This window comes from Serratia sp. K-E0102, assembly GCF_029962625.1.
Taxonomy (GTDB): Bacteria; Pseudomonadota; Gammaproteobacteria; order Enterobacterales; family Enterobacteriaceae; genus Serratia; species Serratia sarumanii.
The window spans coordinates 348,485-366,603 of record NZ_CP124754.1; the positions used below are offsets into that span (position 1 = coordinate 348,485).

General features: G+C 60.5%; 22 protein-coding genes. 16 read left to right on the forward strand and 6 right to left on the reverse strand.

Annotated features, from left to right (window positions below; genetic code table 11):
- The first annotated feature begins 2 nt into the window (after window positions 1-2).
- The 8 genes from hflC to SSARUM2_RS01590 all read left to right on the forward strand — a co-directional run bounded on the left by hflC (window position 3) and on the right by SSARUM2_RS01590 (window position 8,864).
- Window positions 3-1,007, forward strand: coding sequence for a protease modulator HflC (hflC, locus tag SSARUM2_RS01555; protein ID WP_033648702.1), 1,005 nt, complete (start codon window positions 3-5; stop codon window positions 1,005-1,007).
- A 63-nt stretch (window positions 1,008-1,070) separates the two neighbouring features.
- Window positions 1,071-1,271, forward strand: coding sequence for a DUF2065 domain-containing protein (locus SSARUM2_RS01560; RefSeq protein WP_004933666.1), 201 nt, complete (start codon window positions 1,071-1,073; stop codon window positions 1,269-1,271).
- Window positions 1,272-1,369: 98 nt separating this feature from the next.
- Entirely contained in the window at window positions 1,370-2,668 is a 1,299-nt protein-coding gene (locus tag SSARUM2_RS01565) for an adenylosuccinate synthase (protein WP_033648701.1), read from the forward strand.
- A gap of 233 nt (window positions 2,669-2,901) precedes the next feature.
- Entirely contained in the window at window positions 2,902-3,327 is a 426-nt protein-coding gene (gene nsrR / locus SSARUM2_RS01570; protein ID WP_033636784.1) for a nitric oxide-sensing transcriptional repressor NsrR, read from the forward strand.
- Between the two features lie 59 nt (window positions 3,328-3,386).
- Window positions 3,387-5,861, forward strand: coding sequence for a ribonuclease R (rnr, locus tag SSARUM2_RS01575; RefSeq protein WP_039567854.1), 2,475 nt, complete (start codon window positions 3,387-3,389; stop codon window positions 5,859-5,861).
- 61 nt (window positions 5,862-5,922) lie between these two features.
- Complete coding sequence (gene rlmB, locus SSARUM2_RS01580; RefSeq protein WP_004933653.1) at window positions 5,923-6,654, forward strand: 23S rRNA (guanosine(2251)-2'-O)-methyltransferase RlmB; 732 nt, start codon at window positions 5,923-5,925, stop codon at window positions 6,652-6,654.
- A 116-nt stretch (window positions 6,655-6,770) separates the two neighbouring features.
- Window positions 6,771-8,399 carry an isovaleryl-CoA dehydrogenase gene (locus tag SSARUM2_RS01585; protein WP_033654894.1) on the forward strand — a complete coding sequence of 543 codons (1,629 nt, stop codon included), beginning with the start codon at window positions 6,771-6,773 and terminating at the stop codon, window positions 8,397-8,399.
- A gap of 66 nt (window positions 8,400-8,465) precedes the next feature.
- Window positions 8,466-8,864: a DUF350 domain-containing protein gene (locus SSARUM2_RS01590; RefSeq protein ID WP_033636787.1), complete on the forward strand. Its 399-nt coding sequence runs from the start codon at window positions 8,466-8,468 to the stop codon at window positions 8,862-8,864.
- Here SSARUM2_RS01590 and SSARUM2_RS01595 read toward each other — a convergent pair.
- On the reverse strand, window positions 8,861-9,136 hold the full coding sequence (locus SSARUM2_RS01595; protein ID WP_033638652.1) for a DUF1471 domain-containing protein: 276 nt from the start codon (window positions 9,134-9,136) through the stop codon (window positions 8,861-8,863). The two genes, SSARUM2_RS01590 and SSARUM2_RS01595, sit on opposite strands and share 4 nt — an antisense overlap.
- Window positions 9,137-9,258: 122 nt before the next feature.
- Window positions 9,259-9,567, reverse strand: a complete 309-nt coding sequence (gene bsmA / locus SSARUM2_RS01600) for a biofilm peroxide resistance protein BsmA (protein ID WP_033648696.1) — start codon at window positions 9,565-9,567, stop codon at window positions 9,259-9,261.
- A 126-nt stretch (window positions 9,568-9,693) separates the two neighbouring features.
- On the opposite strand from bsmA, the gene yjfP reads away from it, so the two are divergent.
- The gene (gene yjfP, locus SSARUM2_RS01605) at window positions 9,694-10,446 is read left to right on the forward strand and encodes an esterase (protein WP_125460823.1); all 753 of its coding nucleotides are present in this window, start codon (window positions 9,694-9,696) and stop codon (window positions 10,444-10,446) included.
- Between the two features lie 123 nt (window positions 10,447-10,569).
- Window positions 10,570-10,932, forward strand: coding sequence for a hypothetical protein (locus SSARUM2_RS01610; protein ID WP_033654896.1), 363 nt, complete (start codon window positions 10,570-10,572; stop codon window positions 10,930-10,932).
- A 96-nt stretch (window positions 10,933-11,028) separates the two neighbouring features.
- Here SSARUM2_RS01610 and SSARUM2_RS01615 read toward each other — a convergent pair whose 3' ends face one another.
- Window positions 11,029-11,295: a DUF1471 domain-containing protein gene (locus tag SSARUM2_RS01615; protein WP_033636793.1), complete on the reverse strand. Its 267-nt coding sequence runs from the start codon at window positions 11,293-11,295 to the stop codon at window positions 11,029-11,031.
- 453 nt (window positions 11,296-11,748) lie between these two features.
- Between SSARUM2_RS01615 and rpsF the strand changes: the two genes are divergently transcribed.
- The 5 genes from rpsF (at window position 11,749) to SSARUM2_RS01640 (ending at window position 13,662) form a co-directional block, all read left to right on the forward strand.
- A complete protein-coding gene (rpsF, locus tag SSARUM2_RS01620; protein ID WP_004933634.1) occupies window positions 11,749-12,147 on the forward strand; it encodes a 30S ribosomal protein S6 in 399 nt (132 codons plus the stop codon).
- An 8-nt stretch (window positions 12,148-12,155) separates the two neighbouring features.
- Entirely contained in the window at window positions 12,156-12,473 is a 318-nt protein-coding gene (priB, locus tag SSARUM2_RS01625; protein WP_049233092.1) for a primosomal replication protein N, read from the forward strand.
- Window positions 12,474-12,477: 4 nt separating this feature from the next.
- Window positions 12,478-12,705, forward strand: coding sequence for a 30S ribosomal protein S18 (gene rpsR / locus SSARUM2_RS01630; protein ID WP_000135199.1), 228 nt, complete (start codon window positions 12,478-12,480; stop codon window positions 12,703-12,705).
- 39 nt (window positions 12,706-12,744) lie between these two features.
- The gene (gene rplI / locus SSARUM2_RS01635) at window positions 12,745-13,197 is read left to right on the forward strand and encodes a 50S ribosomal protein L9 (RefSeq protein ID WP_004933629.1); all 453 of its coding nucleotides are present in this window, start codon (window positions 12,745-12,747) and stop codon (window positions 13,195-13,197) included.
- A gap of 111 nt (window positions 13,198-13,308) precedes the next feature.
- A complete protein-coding gene (locus SSARUM2_RS01640) occupies window positions 13,309-13,662 on the forward strand; it encodes a DUF488 family protein (RefSeq protein WP_033648693.1) in 354 nt (117 codons plus the stop codon).
- Between the two features lie 3 nt (window positions 13,663-13,665).
- On the opposite strand, the gene SSARUM2_RS01645 is transcribed toward SSARUM2_RS01640, so the two are convergent.
- Entirely contained in the window at window positions 13,666-14,334 is a 669-nt protein-coding gene (locus SSARUM2_RS01645; protein ID WP_060451788.1) for a LysM-like peptidoglycan-binding domain-containing protein, read from the reverse strand.
- A gap of 267 nt (window positions 14,335-14,601) precedes the next feature.
- Here SSARUM2_RS01645 and fklB point away from each other — a divergent pair, with 267 nt between their 5' ends.
- On the forward strand, window positions 14,602-15,222 hold the full coding sequence (fklB, locus tag SSARUM2_RS01650; RefSeq protein ID WP_004933618.1) for an FKBP-type peptidyl-prolyl cis-trans isomerase: 621 nt from the start codon (window positions 14,602-14,604) through the stop codon (window positions 15,220-15,222).
- Between the two features lie 43 nt (window positions 15,223-15,265).
- Here the strand turns inward: fklB and ytfE are convergent, their stop codons facing one another.
- Both ytfE and SSARUM2_RS01660 read right to left on the reverse strand, forming a co-directional pair.
- Window positions 15,266-15,931 (reverse strand): iron-sulfur cluster repair protein YtfE, encoded by a 666-nt coding sequence (ytfE, locus tag SSARUM2_RS01655; protein WP_033648691.1) that lies wholly within the window; start codon window positions 15,929-15,931, stop codon window positions 15,266-15,268.
- A 113-nt stretch (window positions 15,932-16,044) separates the two neighbouring features.
- Complete coding sequence (locus SSARUM2_RS01660; protein ID WP_060452839.1) at window positions 16,045-17,997, reverse strand: bifunctional 2',3'-cyclic-nucleotide 2'-phosphodiesterase/3'-nucleotidase; 1,953 nt, start codon at window positions 17,995-17,997, stop codon at window positions 16,045-16,047.
- Between the last annotated feature and the right edge of the window lie 122 nt (window positions 17,998-18,119).

The following is an 18,119-nucleotide window of genomic DNA, read 5'->3' on the forward strand; positions in this document are numbered from 1 at the left end:
CAATGCGTAAGTCTTTTGTAGTTATTGTCCTCGCGGTGCTGGTGGTGCTGTACGCTTCGCTGTTCGTGGTGCAGGAAGGCCAGCGCGGCATCGTGCTGCGCTTCGGCAAGGTTCTGCGCGACGGCGAAAACAAGCCGCTGGTGTATGCGCCGGGTCTGCACCTCAAGATCCCGTTCATTGAGACCGTGAAGAACCTGGATGCGCGCATCCAGACCATGGACAACCAGGCCGATCGTTTCGTGACCAGCGAGAAGAAAGACCTGATCGTCGACTCCTATCTGAAGTGGCGCATCAGCGACTTCAGCCGTTACTACCTGGCGACCGGCGGCGGCGACGTCTCCCAGGCCGAAGTGCTGCTGAAACGCAAGTTCAGCGACCGTCTGCGTTCCGAAATCGGCCGCCTGGACGTGAAAGACATCGTGACCGACTCGCGCGGCAAGCTGATGTCCGACGTGCGTGACGCGCTGAACACCGGCACCGTGGGTGATGGCGAAGAAGTGGCGACCACCGAAGCCGATGACGCTATCGCCTCTGCGGCGGCGCGCGTTGAGCGGGAAACCACCGGCAAACAGCCGCAGGTTAACCCGAACAGCATGGCGGCGCTGGGCATCGAAGTGATCGACGTGCGTATCAAGCAGATCAACCTGCCGGCCGAAGTGTCCGACGCCATCTACCAGCGTATGCGCGCCGAGCGTGAAGCGGTAGCCCGTCGTCTGCGCTCGCAGGGCCAGGAAGAAGCCGAGAAGCTGCGCGCCAGCGCGGACTACGAAGTGACCCGTACCCTGGCGGAAGCCGAGCGTCAGGCGCGTATCACCCGCGGTGAAGGCGATGCCGAAGCGGCCAAGCTGTTCGCCAACGCGTTCAGCCAGGATCCGGACTTCTATGCCTTTATCCGCAGCCTGCGTGCCTATGAAGCCAGCTTCAAGGACAACCAGGACGTGCTGGTACTGAGCCCGGACAGCGATTTCTTCCGCTACATGAAGTCGCCTGATAGCCTGCGCAAGTAAGCGCGGCAGGCAATCTGATCGAGGGCCCGTTTACGCGGGCCCTTTCTCGTTTTTGGGGGATGCATGAACTCAACGATTTGGCTGGCGCTCGGGCTGGTTCTGGTGTTGGAAGGATTGGGGCCGATGCTGTTTCCGCAGGCCTGGCGAAAAATGATTGTGGCGATGTCGCAGTTGCCGGACGCGACGCTGCGGCGATTTGGCGGTGGAATAGTGGTTGCGGGCTGCGTGATCTACTACATGTTGAGCGGCCGCACGGGTCTTTAAAGTCTAGCCCAAAATTTATGCAATCGTATGCTAAAAGTGCTGAAAATCGAAAATTACGGTGGTAGAATCCATTTTTAAGCAATCGGTGATTTTGAAAAATGGGTAAGAACGTCGTCGTACTGGGCACCCAATGGGGTGACGAAGGTAAAGGCAAGGTTGTAGACCTGCTGACTGAACGGGCTCAATATGTTGTGCGCTACCAAGGTGGCCATAACGCTGGCCACACTCTGGTAATCAACGGTGAAAAAACCGTTCTTCATTTAATTCCTTCAGGTATTCTGCGTGAAAACGTCACCAGCATCATCGGCAACGGTGTTGTTCTGGCGCCGGACGCGTTGATGAAAGAAATGGGTGAACTCGAAGCGCGTGGCATCCCGGTACGCGAACGTCTGTTACTCTCTGAAGCTTGCCCGTTGATCCTGCCTTACCACGTTGCGTTGGATAACGCGCGTGAGAAAGCGCGCGGCGCAAAAGCGATCGGCACCACCGGTCGCGGCATCGGCCCGGCTTACGAAGATAAAGTGGCTCGTCGCGGTCTGCGCGTCAGCGATCTGTTCAACAAAGAAACCTTCGCCGTTAAGCTGAAAGAGATCGTCGATTACCACAACTTCCAGCTGGTCAACTACTACAAAGTTGAAGCCGTCGATTATCAGGCGACGCTGGACTACGTGCTGTCTATCGCCGACATCCTGACCGCCATGGTGGTTGACGTTTCCGAACTGCTGGACGGCGCGCGCAAGCGTGGCGACCTGATCATGTTCGAAGGCGCTCAGGGCACCCTGCTGGATATCGACCACGGTACTTACCCGTACGTGACCTCTTCCAACACCACCGCCGGCGGCGTGGCTACCGGTTCCGGCATTGGCCCACGTTATGTGGACTACGTGCTGGGCATCGTGAAAGCCTACTCCACGCGCGTGGGTGCAGGCCCGTTCCCAACCGAACTGTTCGATGAAACCGGCGAGTACCTGTGCAAGCAGGGTAACGAGTTCGGCGCCACCACCGGCCGTCGCCGTCGTACCGGCTGGCTGGACGCGGTAGCGGTACGTCGCGCGGTGCAGATCAACTCCCTGTCCGGCTTCTGCCTGACCAAACTGGACGTCCTGGACGGCCTGAAAGAAGTGAAGATCTGCGTGGGTTACCGCATGCCGGACGGCCGTGAAGTGGACACCACTCCGCTGGCGGCTGAAGGTTGGGAAGGCATCGAGCCTATCTACGAAACCATGCCGGGCTGGAGCGAAACCACCTTTGGCGTGAAAGAGCACAGCAAGCTGCCTCAGGCTGCGCTGAACTACATCAAGCGCATCGAAGAAGTGACCGGCGTACCGGTAGATATCATCTCTACCGGCCCGGATCGCAGCGAAACCATGATCCTGCGCGACCCGTTCGACGCATAATCAGGCTTTGCGGCATTAAACAAACCGGGCGCGTCCCGGTTTGTTTTTATCCTGACTCCCTCCGATTGCGGTTTCACGTCAAAAAATCCTTTCATAAACCCGCCTTAGGGCGCGGGATTCGCTAAATAATTAGCGACGAACTCTCCGGCTGGTTTATTATCCAATGAGTAATCTTTTGAATAGCGCCGAAAAGCGGCGTATCAGACGGGTAAAACGATACCCAGAGGTAAGATGTGCAGTTAACAAGTTTTACTGATTATGGCCTGCGGGCGTTGATCTACATGGCCTCGTTGCCGCAGGACAAGATGACCAGCATCTCGGAAGTGACCGAGGTTTACGGCGTGTCTCGCAACCATATGGTGAAGATCATCAATCAGTTGAGCCGGGTCGGTTTTGTCACGGCGGTGCGCGGCAAGCATGGCGGCATTCGCTTGGGCAAACCGGCCGAGAGCATTCGCCTCGGCGACGTGGTACGGGCGCTGGAGCCGCTCGCGCTGGTTAACTGCAGCAGTGATTTTTGCCACATCACCCCTGCCTGCCGATTGAAGCAGGTGCTCCACCAGGGCGTACAGAATTTCCTTGAAGAGCTGGATAAGCATACGTTGGCCGACATGGTCGAAGACAATCCGCCGCTCTACAAGCTATTGCTTGTCGAATAAAACGACGTTGAGAAGACAAGGCTCAACGTCATCCTGCTGATGACAACGGAGGAACCGCAATGTCACAAGATCCATTCCTGGAACGAGAAGCAGAAAAATACGAATCCCCTATCCCCAGTCGTGAATATATCTTGGCCCATTTGGCGAAAAGAGAAACGCCGGCCAGCCGCGAAGAACTGGGCAACGAACTGGGCCTCAGCGGTGAAGAGCAGCTGGAAGCGCTGCGTCGCCGCCTGCGCGCCATGGAGCGCGATGGCCAGTTAGTGTTTACCCGCCGCCAGTGCTACGCGCTGCCGGAACGTCTGGATCTGCTGCGCGGCACGGTGATCGGCCACCGCGACGGCTACGGCTTCCTGCGCGTTGAAGGCAGCAAAGACGATCTGTACCTGTCTGCCGAACAGATGAAAATGGCGATCCACGGTGACGTGGTGCTGGCGCAGGCGCTGGGCGCGGATCGCAAAGGGCGCCGCGAAGCGCGCATCGTGCGCGTGCTGGTGCCGAAAACCAGCCAGATTGTCGGCCGCTTCTTCATGGACGCCGGCACCGGCTTCGTGGTGCCGGACGACAGCCGTCTGAGCTTCGATATTCTGATCCCGGCGGACAGCGTCAGCGGCGCGCGCATGGGCTTTATGGTGGTGGTGGAGCTGACTCAGCGCCCGACCCGCCGCACCAAGGCGGTCGGCAAGATCGTCGAGATCCTCGGCGACAAGATGGGCACCAGCATGGCGGTGGACATCGCGCTGCGCACCCATGAGATCCCGCATACCTGGCCGCCGCAGGTGGAAAAACAGGTGGCCGATCTCAGCGAGCAGGTGCCGGAAGCGGCCAAGAAGGGCCGCGTCGATCTGCGCAAGCTGCCGTTGGTGACCATCGACGGTGAAGACGCACGAGACTTCGATGACGCCGTGTACTGTGAGAAGAAACGCGGCGGCGGCTGGCGCCTGTGGGTGGCGATCGCCGACGTCAGTTACTACGTGCGCCCGCGCACCGCGCTGGACGACGAAGCGCGCAGCCGCGGCAACTCGGTGTACTTCCCGTCGCAGGTGATCCCGATGCTGCCGGAAGTGTTGTCCAACGGGCTATGCTCCCTGAACCCGCAGGTCGATCGCCTGTGCATGGTGTGCGAGATGACCATCTCCGCCCAGGGGCGCCTGTCTACGGCCAAGTTTTACGAGGCGGTGATGAGCTCGCATGCTCGCCTGACCTACAACAAGGTGTGGCACATTCTGCAGGGCGATCAGGAGCTGCGCGAGCACTACCATCCGCTGGTCAAGCACCTGGAAGAGCTGCACGCGATGTACAAGGTGCTGGATAAGGCGCGCGCCGAGCGCGGCGGCATCGCGTTTGAAACCGAAGAAGCCAAGTTCATTTTCAACGCCGAGCGTCGCATCGAGCGCGTGGAGCCGACGGTGCGCAACGACGCCCACAAGCTGATCGAAGAGTGCATGATCATGGCCAACGTGGCGGCCGCGCGCTTCGTCGAGAAACGCAACGAGCCGGCGCTGTACCGCGTGCACGATCGTCCGAGCGACGACCACATCTCCGCGCTGCGCAGCGTGCTGAGCGAGCTGGGGCTGACGTTGGGCGGCGGTAACAAGCCGCAGCCGAAGGACTATGCGGTGCTGATGGACGAAGTGTCCGAGCGCCCTGACCACGAAATGCTGCAAACCATGTTGCTGCGCTCGATGAAGCAGGCGATTTACGATCCGGAAAACCGCGGCCACTTCGGCCTGGCGCTGGCGTCTTACGGCCACTTCACCTCGCCAATCCGTCGTTATCCGGATCTGGCGCTGCACCGCGCGATCAAATATCAGCTGGCCAAAGAACACGGCGAGCCGAAAGAGCGCTGGACGCCGACCGGCGGCTGGCACAGTGAATTCGAAGAGATGCTGCAGCTGGGCGAACACTGCTCGATGACCGAGCGCCGCGCGGACGAAGCGACGCGCAACGTCGCCGACTGGCTGAAGTGCGATTTCATGCAGGATCACGTCGGTGAAGTGTTCAGCGGCATCATCTCCAGCGTGACCGGCTTCGGTTTCTTCGTGCGCCTGAACGATCTGTTCATCGACGGGCTGGTGCACGTATCAACGCTGGATAATGATTACTATCGCTACGATAATATCGGCCAGCGCCTGATCGGCGAATCTTCCGGCACCGTCTATCGCCTGGGGGATACGGTGGAGATCCGCGTGGACGCGGTGCATATGGACGAGCGCAAGATTGACTTCGCGCTGGTGTCCAGCACCCGCAAAGCGCGCGGTGAAGGTAAAACCGAGCGCGATCGCGCCAAGAAGGGCGGCCAGCGCACGCTGCGCGACAACGGCAACGCGGGGCGCGGCAAGCGCCGCGGCGGCAAACCGCCGGCCAACTTCGAGCCGGACAGCGCCTTCCGCAAGCAGGATGACGCCAAGCCCGCGGACAACGTGAAGAAGGCGAAAAAGAAAGCCAAGAAAGCGTCCGACAAAACGCGGAAAATCGCGGCGGCGACCAAAGCCAAACGCGCAGCCAAGAAGAAAGGTGCCGAGCAGGCTTAACCTGCCGCACATCGTTATCATCGGCCGGTTATCGCCGGCCGCACGAATTTAAAAGAGCATCATGAGCGAAATTATTTACGGCATCCACGCCGTCAAAGCCCTGTTAGAGCGCGATCCGCAACGCTTCCTGGAAGTGTTTATCCTGAAAGGCCGCGAAGATCGCCGCCTGCAACCGCTGATCGCCGAGCTGGAAGCGACCGGCATCGTGATCCAGGTGGCGAACCGCCAATGGCTGGATGACAAGGTTGAAGGCGCGGTGCACCAGGGGATCATCGCCCGGGTGCGCGAGGGGCGTCAGTATCAGGAGAACGATCTGCCGGGCCTGCTGGAAAGCGTGGAGACACCGTTCCTGCTGGTGCTGGACGGCGTGACCGACCCGCACAACCTCGGCGCCTGCCTGCGCAGCGCCGACGCTGCCGGCGTGCACGCGGTGATCGTGCCGCGCGACCGTTCCGCCCAGCTGAACGCCACCGCCAAGAAAGTGGCCTGCGGCGCCGCCGAAAACGTGCCGCTGATCCGCGTGACCAACCTGGCGCGCACGCTGCGCCTGCTGCAGGAAATGAACGTCTGGGTGGTGGGCACCGCCGGCGAAGCCGACCATACGCTGTATCAGAGCAAAATGACCGGCCCGATGGCGCTGGTGATGGGCGCGGAAGGCGAAGGCATGCGCCGTCTGACCCGCGAACACTGCGACGAACTGATCAGCATCCCGATGGCCGGCACCGTCTCTTCGCTGAACGTGTCGGTCGCCACCGGCATCTGCCTGTTCGAAGCGGTGCGCCAGCGCGGCTGATTCTTCTGACGGGGGCTTAGTGCTCCCGTTAATTCCCCCTCTTGTGATCCCGCCTGCGGCAGAAATCTCTGCGCCGACCATACTTACTCCTGACGCTTTTCTCAGGGAGCACTCTCATGGTCTGGACTACGCACACCGTTTTTAACCAACCCAAGCCGCTGGGCAACAGCAACCTGTTTCTCTCCGATACGCCGCTGCGCGAAGCGTTGCAGCGCGAGCAGGGCGGCTGGGACGCCGAGGTATTGGCCTCGCTGGGCCAGCAGCTCGGCACCCAGGAGTCGCTGGAGCTGGGGCGCCTGGCCAATGCCAACCCGCCGGAGCTGCTGCGCTACGACGCCACCGGCCAGCGGCTGGACGACGTTCGCTTTCACCCCGCCTGGCATATCCTGATGCAGGGGCTGATCGCCAACCGGGTGCACAACCTGCCCTGGCAGGAGGATGCGCGCATCGGTTCCTTCGTGGCGCGCGCCGCGCGCTTTATGCTGCATGCGCAGGTCGAGGCCGGCACGCTGTGCCCGGTGACCATGACCTTCGGCGCTACGCCGCTGTTGCTGCAGGCGTTACCGGCCGAGTTTCGCTCCTGGCTGACGCCGCTGCTGTCGGATCGTTATGACGCTCACCTGCTGCCTGGCGGGCAAAAGCGCGGCCTGCTGATCGGCATGGGCATGACGGAGAAACAGGGCGGCTCCGATGTGCTGAGCAATACCACCACCGCCGCGCCGCTCGGCGCGCGCGGGCCGGGTGAAGCCTACCGGCTGGTGGGGCACAAGTGGTTCTTCTCGGTGCCGCAGAGCGATGCGCACCTGGTGTTGGCGCAGGCCGAAGGCGGGTTGTCCTGCTTCTTCCTGCCGCGCATTTTGCCGGACGGCAGCCGCAACGCCATTCGCCTGGAGCGGTTGAAAGACAAGCTGGGCAACCGTTCCAACGCCAGCAGCGAAGTGGAATTTCAGGACGCCACCGCCTGGCTGCTGGGGGAGGAGGGCGACGGCGTGCGGCATATCCTGAAGATGGGCGGCCTGACCCGTTTCGACTGCTCGCTCGGCAGCCACGGCCTGATGCGCCGCGGGCTGTCGGTGGCGCTGTATCATGCGCTGCAGCGGCAGGCGTTCGGCAAGCTCTTGATCGAACAGCCGCTGATGCGTCAGGTTCTGGCGCGCATGGCGCTGCGGCTGGAAGGGCATACCGCGTTGCTGTTCCGGCTGGCCCGCGCCTGGGAGAGCCGCAGCAATGAGGGCGAGCTGATCTACAGCCGCCTGCTGACCCCGGCGGCCAAATATAGCATCTGCCGCCAGGGCATGCCGTTCATCGCCGAAGCGATGGAGGTGCTGGGCGGCATCGGCTACTGCGAAGAGAGCGAGCTGCCGCGCCTGTATCGCGAGATGCCTGTCAACAGTATCTGGGAAGGTTCCGGCAACATCATGTGTCTGGACGTATTGCGCAGCCTGCACAAACTGCCGGGCGCGCTCGAGATGCTGCAGTTCGAACTGCAGCCGGTGCGTGGCCAGAATCGGTTGTTCGATCATGCCTGGCGGCAGTGGCAGCAGCGCGCCCGGCAACCGAGTGAGGAGATGGGGCGGCTGCTGACCCAGCAGCTGTTCGATCTGTGCTGCGCCGCGCAGCTGCTGCAGCACGCCAGCCCGCAGGTAGCCGACGCCTGGTGCCATCTGACGCTGGATCACCGCGGCGAGAGCCTGCTGTCGGCCGAGGTGTGCGAACTGCTGCTGAACCGCGCCATCGGCGGTTAGGGAAAAGGGTGGCGCGCGGCGGCGAAAACCTTTTTAATTCAGTCTCACTCTGACAGGAAAATGCACATGGATATTCTCAGCGCGTTGGCGGCGTTCGCCTCTTACTTCTTCAGCGGTTTCGCCATGGTTTTGGTGTTTCTGTTCGTCTATACCCGCATCACCCCGCACGACGAATGGGCGTTGATCAAGGCCGATAACCAATCCGCCGCCTTTGCTTTCATCGGCGCTTGCCTGGGGTATGTGATCCCGTTGGCCAGCGCGGCGATCAACTCGATCAGCCTGCTGGATTACCTGCTGTGGGGCGTGGTGGCGCTGGTGGTGCAACTGTTGTTGTTCGCGGCCGTGAAGATCTACATGCCGCGCATCAGCGACAAGATCGAAGCGAACCACCTGGCCGCCGGGATTTTCCTGGGGGGCGTCTCCGTCAGCGGCGGCGTGTTGAATGCGGCTTGCATGAGCTACTAAAGGTATAAGATGGCCGAGGCGCGCCAGCCAAGCGGGTGCGCCTGTTCTTCCATCCGCAGGATGCGGTAATAGCTGGCGCCGTGCTGGCCGGCGGTGCGGGCGATGGCCTGCTCAGCCTCCTGCGGTGAGCCGGGCAGATCGTTAAAGGTGATCTCGGCGATTTCACTGAGCGGCGTCACGCGATCGGCGGGCGCCAGTTCGGCGGACTGTGCGCCGGTGCTGAGCAGCCCTACTGAAAGCAGGAGGGAGGTGAGTGCGGTGGAGCGTTTCATGGCGTTCCCCTTCGTCAGATCCTGAATCGTACCCGCAACATGCGGCATGCTGTCCGCCAGTGTGCAACACCCTACTTCAGCCTGTGCAAAGCCAGTGTAAATCTGCTTAAAAAATCCCCGCCTTACCGATACAGGATCGCCTGGGAATACCATTGGCCCGGCACGACGGTTTCGCTGTTCATGATGATCACGTAATACCGGGCGCCGGCGGCGGTGGCCTTACGCTGGATCTCCGCTTCCACGTCCATCGGGCTGCCGCGCACTACGGCGGTGACGGTACCTATCTTCACCAGCTCGGCGGTCTGCGCGCGGACGATCTCCTGCGCCTGTGCGGTGGGCGGCGGCGGCGGTTTCGGCGTGGTGGTCATGATGCCGCAGGCGGAAAGCTGTGCGGCCAGCGTCAGGATGATGAGTGTACGGACAAGCGTCATGATGACCTCGGAAGAGCCGGTAGATGGCTTCAGTGTAACGCAATATAAGCTGGAACAGATTGAGCTAACGCTGGCCGGCGCAAGTTTGTCATGATGAGTGCCAACAGGTGCGTTGAGGATGAACGGATGATCGAAATTCATGACGAGCGGGCGGGCGATATCGCGGTGATCCATGCCGTCCCCGCAGGGCACTATCACCGGCCCTTGCCGATGGTGTTCTTCTGTCACGGCTATACCTCGTCGAAAGAGGTGTACGCCTACTTCGCCTATGCGCTGGCGCGCGTCGGTTTTCGGGTGGTATTGCCGGATGCCGATCGGCACGGCGAGCGGTTCGACGGAGATGAGGCGCGGCGTCTGGCCACGTTTTGGGAGATCCTGCGCAGCAATATCGACGAGCTGCCGCAGATCAAGGCGCATTTTGAGCGGCTCGGCCTGATTGCCGACGGGCGTATCGGCGTCGCCGGCGCCTCTATGGGGGGCATGACCGCGCTTGGCGCCTTCGCGCGCTTCCCGTGGGTCCGGGCGGCCGCCAGCCTGATGGGTTCCGGCTATTACCGTTCGCTGGCGCAAACGCTGTATCCGCCGTTGGGCGCAGAGGGCGAGGCGCTCTCGCCGGCGGCGTTTGCGGCGCGCACCGCCGTGCTGGCGGAATATGAGCTGGAGAGGCGTTTGGAGACGATCGCCGGGCGGCCGCTGCTGCTGTGGCACGGCGAGACGGACGACGTGGTGCCGGCGGCGGACAGCCTGCGTTTGGCGGCTGAACTGCACCAACAAGGTGCGGGCAGCCGTCTGACGTCGCTCATCGAACCGGGGGTGAAGCACCGCATCACGCCGCTGGCGCTGTCCGCCACGGCCGACTTCTTCCGCCGCGAGCTGTAATACGCATCCTGGCGCGATGCCTGGAATTGCACCGCTCTGTGCCTGCTGTTTCGGCCATCGTTTGGCCGAATAAAGGGGAGAATGCCAGCGTGAATTCTTTCAGGGCAGCAAGGAGCAAAGGGCATGATAAAAAACATCGGCAGTGCGGACGGTTTAATGGGAACGATGAAAGCACGCGCCGAGCTTAACTCAGCGGCCTTCAGCGAGATGTTGGGGGCCGCCGACGGCAAGGCGCGGCAAAACAAGGCGAATCCGCTGTCGCGCATCACCGCGCAGACGATGCAAAACGTGACGGCGCTGTTCGCCTCCGCGGCGAAAGCGGCGCCCACTCACCCCGCGGCAGCCGGTGCGCTCTCGTTCGAACAGCGGGCGACGCTGGCGGAAAGCGCAGAGCTGCTGCAAACGCGAACGAACTATCTGCGGACGGCGCTGCAATTGCACAATCCGGGCAAGGCGTTCAGCATGCCGGCGCTGCTCAAGCTGTGATGAGGAAAGCGGAGCGCCCAACGAGCGGCGCTCCGGTGCGGACTGAACGGGCTTTCTGATGAAGCCCTGGGGATTTCCCTGGCGTGGCTTGTCTCTTTAGCGATACAGCTCGGCGCTGACGTGCATCGTGCTGTTGTCGCCCGGTTCGTGCAGGGCGATGATGCGATAAGAGGTCGCGCCGCGTTGATCGGCGATTTTACTGACCTGGCTGCTGGCGTCATCCGGCGAAACCACGTTCTGGTTCAGGGTGACGAAGCCGACGCTCTGGCGTTGATCGGCCTGGTGCGACGTGATCTCCGTGGCGGCCATTACGTTGGCGGAGAACAGGGCGGCCAGCGCCGTTGCGAGAATGATGCGTTTCATAGTGCCTCTCTTACTTTTTGCCGTTACGGCCTGACAGCGAGTGTCGCTGCGGCAAAAAGTCATTTATCTGCATTGAATAACCTGGAATCTTTTTCGTCGCGCTGTCTGCGGCGGATATGGTTAATTTTAGTCCGTTGCGGCGGATTAAAAAGCGGGGTCTTTTGATGGCCTCTTTCAAAAAAAGTGAAATAGATTTGTGACTCAGCGCTGATTTCATTGAAAGATTTTTGAAACCGATGGATCGGCGTACATAGGTTCTCCCACGAGCAAATCGTGCTATTTCCCATAACGCCTCGCATTAACGCGAATAAAACCCACGCAGTCCTTGAGTTTCCCGCCCTGCGTCAGTATGATTACGCGTCATTTTTCAGCCGCACACTAAACACGTTCCTTGCTTCCATGGGCCGCGGTTGACCCTGACAGGAGGCTGAATAATCCGTAAGGAGCAATTCGATGCGTCATTACGAAATCGTTTTTATGGTCCATCCTGACCAAAGCGAACAGGTTCCGGGCATGATCGAGCGTTACAGTGCTACCATCACTAACGCGCAAGGTCAGATTCACCGTCTGGAAGACTGGGGCCGCCGTCAGCTGGCTTATCCGATCAACAAACTGCACAAGGCTCACTACGTTCTGCTGAACGTTGAAGCGCCGCAGGAAGCGATCGATGAGCTGGAAACTAACTTCCGCTTCAACGACGCCGTTATCCGCAGCATGGTTATGCGCGTTAAGCACGCGGTAACTGAAGCATCTCCGATGGTTAAAGCGAAAGACGAACGTCGTGGCGATCGCCGCGAAGACTTCGCTAACGAAACCGCAGATGATGCAGATGCTGGGGATTCTGAAGAGTAATTGCCGCCGTGACGGCTAATCGTCTGGTTTTGTCGGGCACTGTGTGCAAGGCGCCGGTTCGAAAAGTGAGTCCTTCCGGGATACCGCACTGCCAATTTGTGCTAGAGCACCGTTCGCAGCAGATGGAAGCCGGATTCAGCAGACAAGCATGGTGCCGAATGCCCGTGGTTGTCAGCGGACAACAGTCACAAGCACTAACTCAAAGATTAACGGTCGGCAGTCAGATTACCGTGCAAGGCTTTGTAAGCTGCCATCAAGGGCGCAACGGGCTGAGCAAATTGGTTCTGCATGCCGAGCAGATTGAATTGATAGATTCTGGAGACTAGCCAAATGGCACGTTATTTCCGTCGTCGCAAGTTCTGCCGTTTCACCGCGGAAGGCGTTCAAGAGATTGACTATAAAGACATCGCTACGCTGAAAAACTACATCACCGAAAGTGGTAAAATTGTACCGAGCCGTATCACTGGTACTCGTGCAAAATATCAGCGCCAGCTGGCCCGTGCTATCAAGCGCGCGCGCTACCTGTCTTTGTTGCCGTACACTGATCGTCATCAGTAATCGGCCACTGTCCATTAACGACTTTGAGAGGATAAGGTAATGCAAGTTATTCTGCTTGATAAAGTAGCAAACCTGGGCAGCCTGGGTGATCAAGTTAACGTTAAAGCGGGCTACGCTCGTAACTTCCTGGTACCACAGGGCAAAGCTGTTCCTGCTACCAAGAAAAACGTTGAGTTCTTCGAAGCACGCCGTGCTGAACTGGAAGCCAAACTGGCTGACGTTCTGGCTGCTGCTGAAGCTCGCGCAACCAAGATCAACGAACTGGGTTCAGTCACCATCGCTTCCAAATCTGGCGACGAAGGTAAACTGTTCGGCTCTATCGGCACCCGCGACATCGCTGACGCAGTGACTGCGGCAGGCGTTGAAGTTGCCAAGAGCGAAGTTCGTCTGCCGAACGGCGTTCTGCGTACCACTGGCGAGCACGAAGTGCACTTCCAGGTACACAGCGACGTGTTCGCACAGCTGAATGTAGTTGTGGTTGCAGAAGCGTAATTTACGCTGCTGTTAACCCGGTTAAAACGCCAGCCTCGCGCTGGCGTTTTGCTTTTCTGCGCCCGGCAAAACGCGCTACGCTTGAAGACGGGATAAAAAGGAGAGCGTGCGATGGCAAAGATTACGCTACAGCGGGTTTACGATTTCAGCGCGCCGGCGCCGGAACACTGTTATCTGATAGACAGGCTATGGCCGCGCGGCATCAGCAAGGAGCGGCTGACGGGCGTGCAGTGGCTGAAACAGGTGGCGCCGGATGACGAACTGCGCAAGTGGTTCCATCAGCATACCGACCAGTGGGCGGTCTTCGAGGCGCGTTACCGCCAACAGCTGGCGGCCAACGACGCCTGGCGGCCGCTGGTGGCGCTGTTACGGCAGGGGCAAGCGCTGACGCTGCTGTATGGCAGCAAAGATACCGAGCACAACCAGGGCGTGGTGCTGCGCGAGTTTTTGCTGGCGCAGCTGTAGGGATTAGCGTTCCCGGCGGTAGCTGCCGTCGGCCTGGCGGCGGAACAGCGCCTGGCTGTTGTCCACTGTGGTGACCGACAGCGCGTTAATCACGCCATTGGCGCCGCGTTCGATGCGCACTTCCTGGCCGGCTTTCATGTTGCTCAGCGGCTTGTCGCCGCCTTCCACCTGCGCCATGGCGAACACTTCATTCACCGGCAGATTGTTGTCGCGAAACAGCTGGGCCAGGGTCTGGCCGGGCTGGATTTGGTAACGCTGCCAGTTGCCCGCCGGCGTTGGTTCGTTGGCAGACGTGGTGCCGCCGTTTTGCCGCTCGGCCTGCAGCGGCACGCTGGTTTCCTGCTGGGATACCGGGAACGGCTGTCTTTCGGGCGAGTAGGGCCACAGCAGGGCCAGCAGCAGGATGATACCGAAGATCAGCACCCAGCGGCGGTGAAAGTAGGGCAGCGGCTCCATCCAATGGAAACCGTCCGGCAGATGCCAGACTTTGGCCAGCAGCGCTTTGACCTGCTGCATTTTGTCGTTGGCCGGCGGTGGCTCCGATGGCGGTTCCGCGCCTTCAGACGTGGGTGCGGCGCCCGATTTCAGGCGCTGGCTGACGTTCAGCCAGGTGCGCAGCAGCGGCTGGTAGATGCGGGTGGTTTTCCTTCTCCTGGGCGCGATTCTGCCCATGGTGACCTCTCTTCGACGGCGAAATAATGAGCGCGGCGCGGCAAGCGCGTCGCCTGCCCGATATCCTGCTTTCAGTATAGTCCGCTAACTGATTGAAGTGAAAGGCGGCTGAGCGGCAGGGCCGGGGTTTGCGGCTGCGGGCGTTAACAGAAGGTTATTGTTTCTTTTTCTACGACAAAAGTCATCATTCTCCACACAAGATTTTACCCGGCATTGACGCGCTGTTATGCTGCGCTTTCGACTTTTTACAGACTTAAGGAAAACCCCATGACAACCCCTTCTTTTGACAGCGTTGAAGCGCAAGCAAGTTACGGGATTGGTTTACAGGTCGGCCAGCAGCTGCAAGAGTCCGGGCTGGAAGGTTTGCAACCGGAAGCTTTGCTGGCGGGCCTGCGTGACGCGCTGGAAGGGAATGCCCCGGCGGTTCCGGTAGACGTGGTGCACCGTGCGCTGCGTGAAATCCACGAGCGTGCGGACGCGGTGCGCCGCGAGCGCCAGCAGGCGATGGCGGTTGAAGGCCAGAAATTCCTGGACGACAACGCCAAGCGCGACGACGTGACGCTGACCGAGTCCGGCCTGCAGTTCTCCGTGCTGGAGCAGGGCAACGGCCCGATCCCGTCCCGTCAGGACCGCGTGCGCGTGCACTACACCGGTCGTCTGATCAACGGCGACGTGTTCGACAGCTCGGTTGAGCGCGGTCAGCCGGCAGAATTCCCGGTCAGCGGCGTGATCCCAGGCTGGATCGAAGCGCTGACCCTGATGCCGGTCGGCTCCAAATGGCAGCTGTATATCCCGCATAACCTGGCCTACGGCGAGCGTGGTGCAGGCGCGTCCATCCCGCCGTTCAGCGCGCTGGTGTTCGACGTCGAGCTGCTGGAAATCCTGTAATCCCACCGAGGATTGCTCCGGGCGCCTTCGTGGCGCCCTTATTTTATGCGCCGCGCAGCGCGCGCGGGAACAGCAGATTGTTTTCCAGGCTGATGTGCTCCATCAGATCGCCGATAAACTCATCGATGCCGGTGTACAGCGCTCGCCAGGTGGTGCAGGCGCCCTCCGGCGGCGTCACGTTATCGGTGAGGAACTTCACCACTTCCAGCTGCTCACCCGCCTCGTCATGTTCATGCTCCATCACCGAGATCGGTCCGGCGGCCTGCGGCCCCATGCCCTGTTTGATCAGCGGGAACAGGATCTGCTCCTCTTTCATCATGTGATTCTCCAGATCCAGACGGATCAGGTTCAGCTGCTTCGCCAACCCGCGCGGGCAGCTGGGTTTGTCGCCGTGCACGCGTTCGACTTTTTCCGCCATCAGCACCAGTTCGGCCAATTGCTCGCGGTGCCGCTGATGAAAGCGCGGCAGAATGTAATCGATCACTTCACCGAGCGGCGCTGTACGCCAGTCCCGGCTTTGTTCCGGCGTGGCGGCGAGTGCGGCCAGCGCGTTCTCCAACTGGTCGATGTCCAGCCCTTTACGCTCGGCGGCGCGCGCCAGCGACTGCCGGCCGCCGCAGCAGAAATCCAGCTGATGCTGGCGAAACAGCCGGGATGCCCGGGGAATGGCGATGGCGAGCGCGCCAAGGGATTGGTTGCGGTAATCCATGGTAGTGCCTCTTTAAACGAAGGAATTTTATAACATGTATTTTAAATGCAATTTAAAGGGCGCGCCAGTGGGAAAATAGCGAAGCTGGCCGGGGGATGGCCCCGGCCGGGTGATTATTTCGCGCTTAAATCGATGCGATAGACCGTGAAGCCGATACGGTCATTGCCCTCGGCGGTCATCGGATATTGAGCGTGCTCCTTGATAAACGCCGTCGCTTTGTCCGACGGCGAAGTCTCGAAGCGGATATCCAGCGGCTGTTGGCTGCTGAAGGTCGCCAAACGCCAGTTGTTGTCCGCCTGCGGATGCACCGCGCCGTGCCGTTGGGTTTCGGCGCTGATGTAGGCCGCCAGCACCGAACGGTTCTCATCCGGCGAAGCGAAGGCGATGTGTTTGTCGCCGGTGCCGGCAAACTTGCCGCCGTAGGCGCGGTAGTTGTTGGTGGCGACCAGGAAGGTGGCGTTCGGATCGATCGGCTTGCCGTTGAAGGTCAGCTGCTTGATGCGCTCCGCCTTGTCGTTGATCAGCTGGCATTCGCCGTCGTAGCGTGCCGGCTGGCTGACGTCGATCTGGTAGTTGACGCCGTCGATCACGTCGAAGTTATAGGTGCGGAAACCGTCCCAGTTGATCAAGCCCTGCGGCTTGGCGCTGTTGACGTCGATCTGGTTGAACTGGCCGGCGGAGCACTCCAGCCACTCTTTCACCTCTTTGCCGCTGGCCTTCACTACTACCAGGGTATTGGGGTAGAGATAGAGATCGGCGGCGTTGCGGAAGGTGAGCTGGCCCTTTTCCACTTCGACGAAGCTGGCCGGATCGTTCTTGCGGCCGCCGACCTTGAACGGCGCCGCCGCCGACAGCACCGGCAGATCGGCCAGATCCGGATCGCCCTGAATGTAATGTTCAACGTAGGCCTTCTGCGCATTGTTGACGATCTGCACCGTCGGATCGTCCTGCACCAGTGCCAGGTAGCTGTACATGTTGCCGTCGGATTTGCCGATCGGCTGGCTGACGAACTCGCGCGTGCCCTTGTGATCGTCCGCCAACACTTTCACCAGCGCGGCGTCTTCCGCCGCCAGCGATTTCTTGTTCTCTTTGTCGTAGATCGGCCGCGCTTCCGCTTTGGCGGCGGTCACTTTCCAGCTGCCGCCATCGTTGTTGAGCTGCAGGTCGACCACGCCGAGATGATCGCCCCATTGGCCCGGCATCACCGCCGGTACGCCGTTCAGCAGGCCCTTATCGATATCCGCGCCTTTGATGTTGGCGAAGTCCTTGCTCGGGAACACCGCATGGGCGTGGCCGAACATGATGGCGTCGATGCCCGGTACCTGGCTGAGGTAGTAGACCGAGTTTTCCGCCATCGCCTTGTAAGGCTCGCTGGACAGCCCGGAATGCGGGATCGCCACCACCAGATCGGCGCCCTGTTTACGCATTTCCGGCACGTAGCGCTTGGCGGTGGCGGTGATGTCGTCCACCGTCACTTTGCCCTGCAGGTTAGCTTTATCCCACACCAGGATCTGCGGCGGCACGAAGCCGATGTAGCCGATGTGCAGCGTATGCGCCTTGCCGTCGCGGTCCTTCACCGGCGTATCGACGATGATGTATGGCGTGAACAGCGGTTTTTGCGTTTTGGCGTCGATGACGTTGGCGTTGATGTACGGGAATTTGGCGCCGGCGATGGCGTTCTTCAGGTAGTCCAGCCCGTAGTTGAATTCATGGTTGCCGATGTTGCCGACCACGTAGTCCAGCGTGTTCATCGCCTTATAGACCGGGTGCACGTCGCCCGGCTTCAGCCCCTTGGCCGCCATGTAGTCGCCGAGCGGGCTGCCCTGAATAATGTCGCCGTTGTCCACCAACACCGCGTTGGTGGCCTGTTGGCGCGCCTGCTGGATCAGGCTGGCGGTGCGCACCAGGCCGAACTTGTCGGTCGGCGTGTCCTTGTAGTAATCGAAGTCCATCATGTTGCTGTGCAGATCGGTGGTTTCCAGCACGCGCAGATCGACGGTGGCCGCCTGCGCCGAGGCGCACACCAGCAGCGCAAGCGCGGACAGCGTCAGTGGATGCTTCATCATTTGGGGGCTCTCCATTCCATTATTCGAGTGTTATCGCAGAGGGAAATGTAATTAACATTGCTTGCCACAGTAAACTGTGAAGTGTGGCAGAAAACTGCGGCAGGTAACGCGGGGAAGTTCAC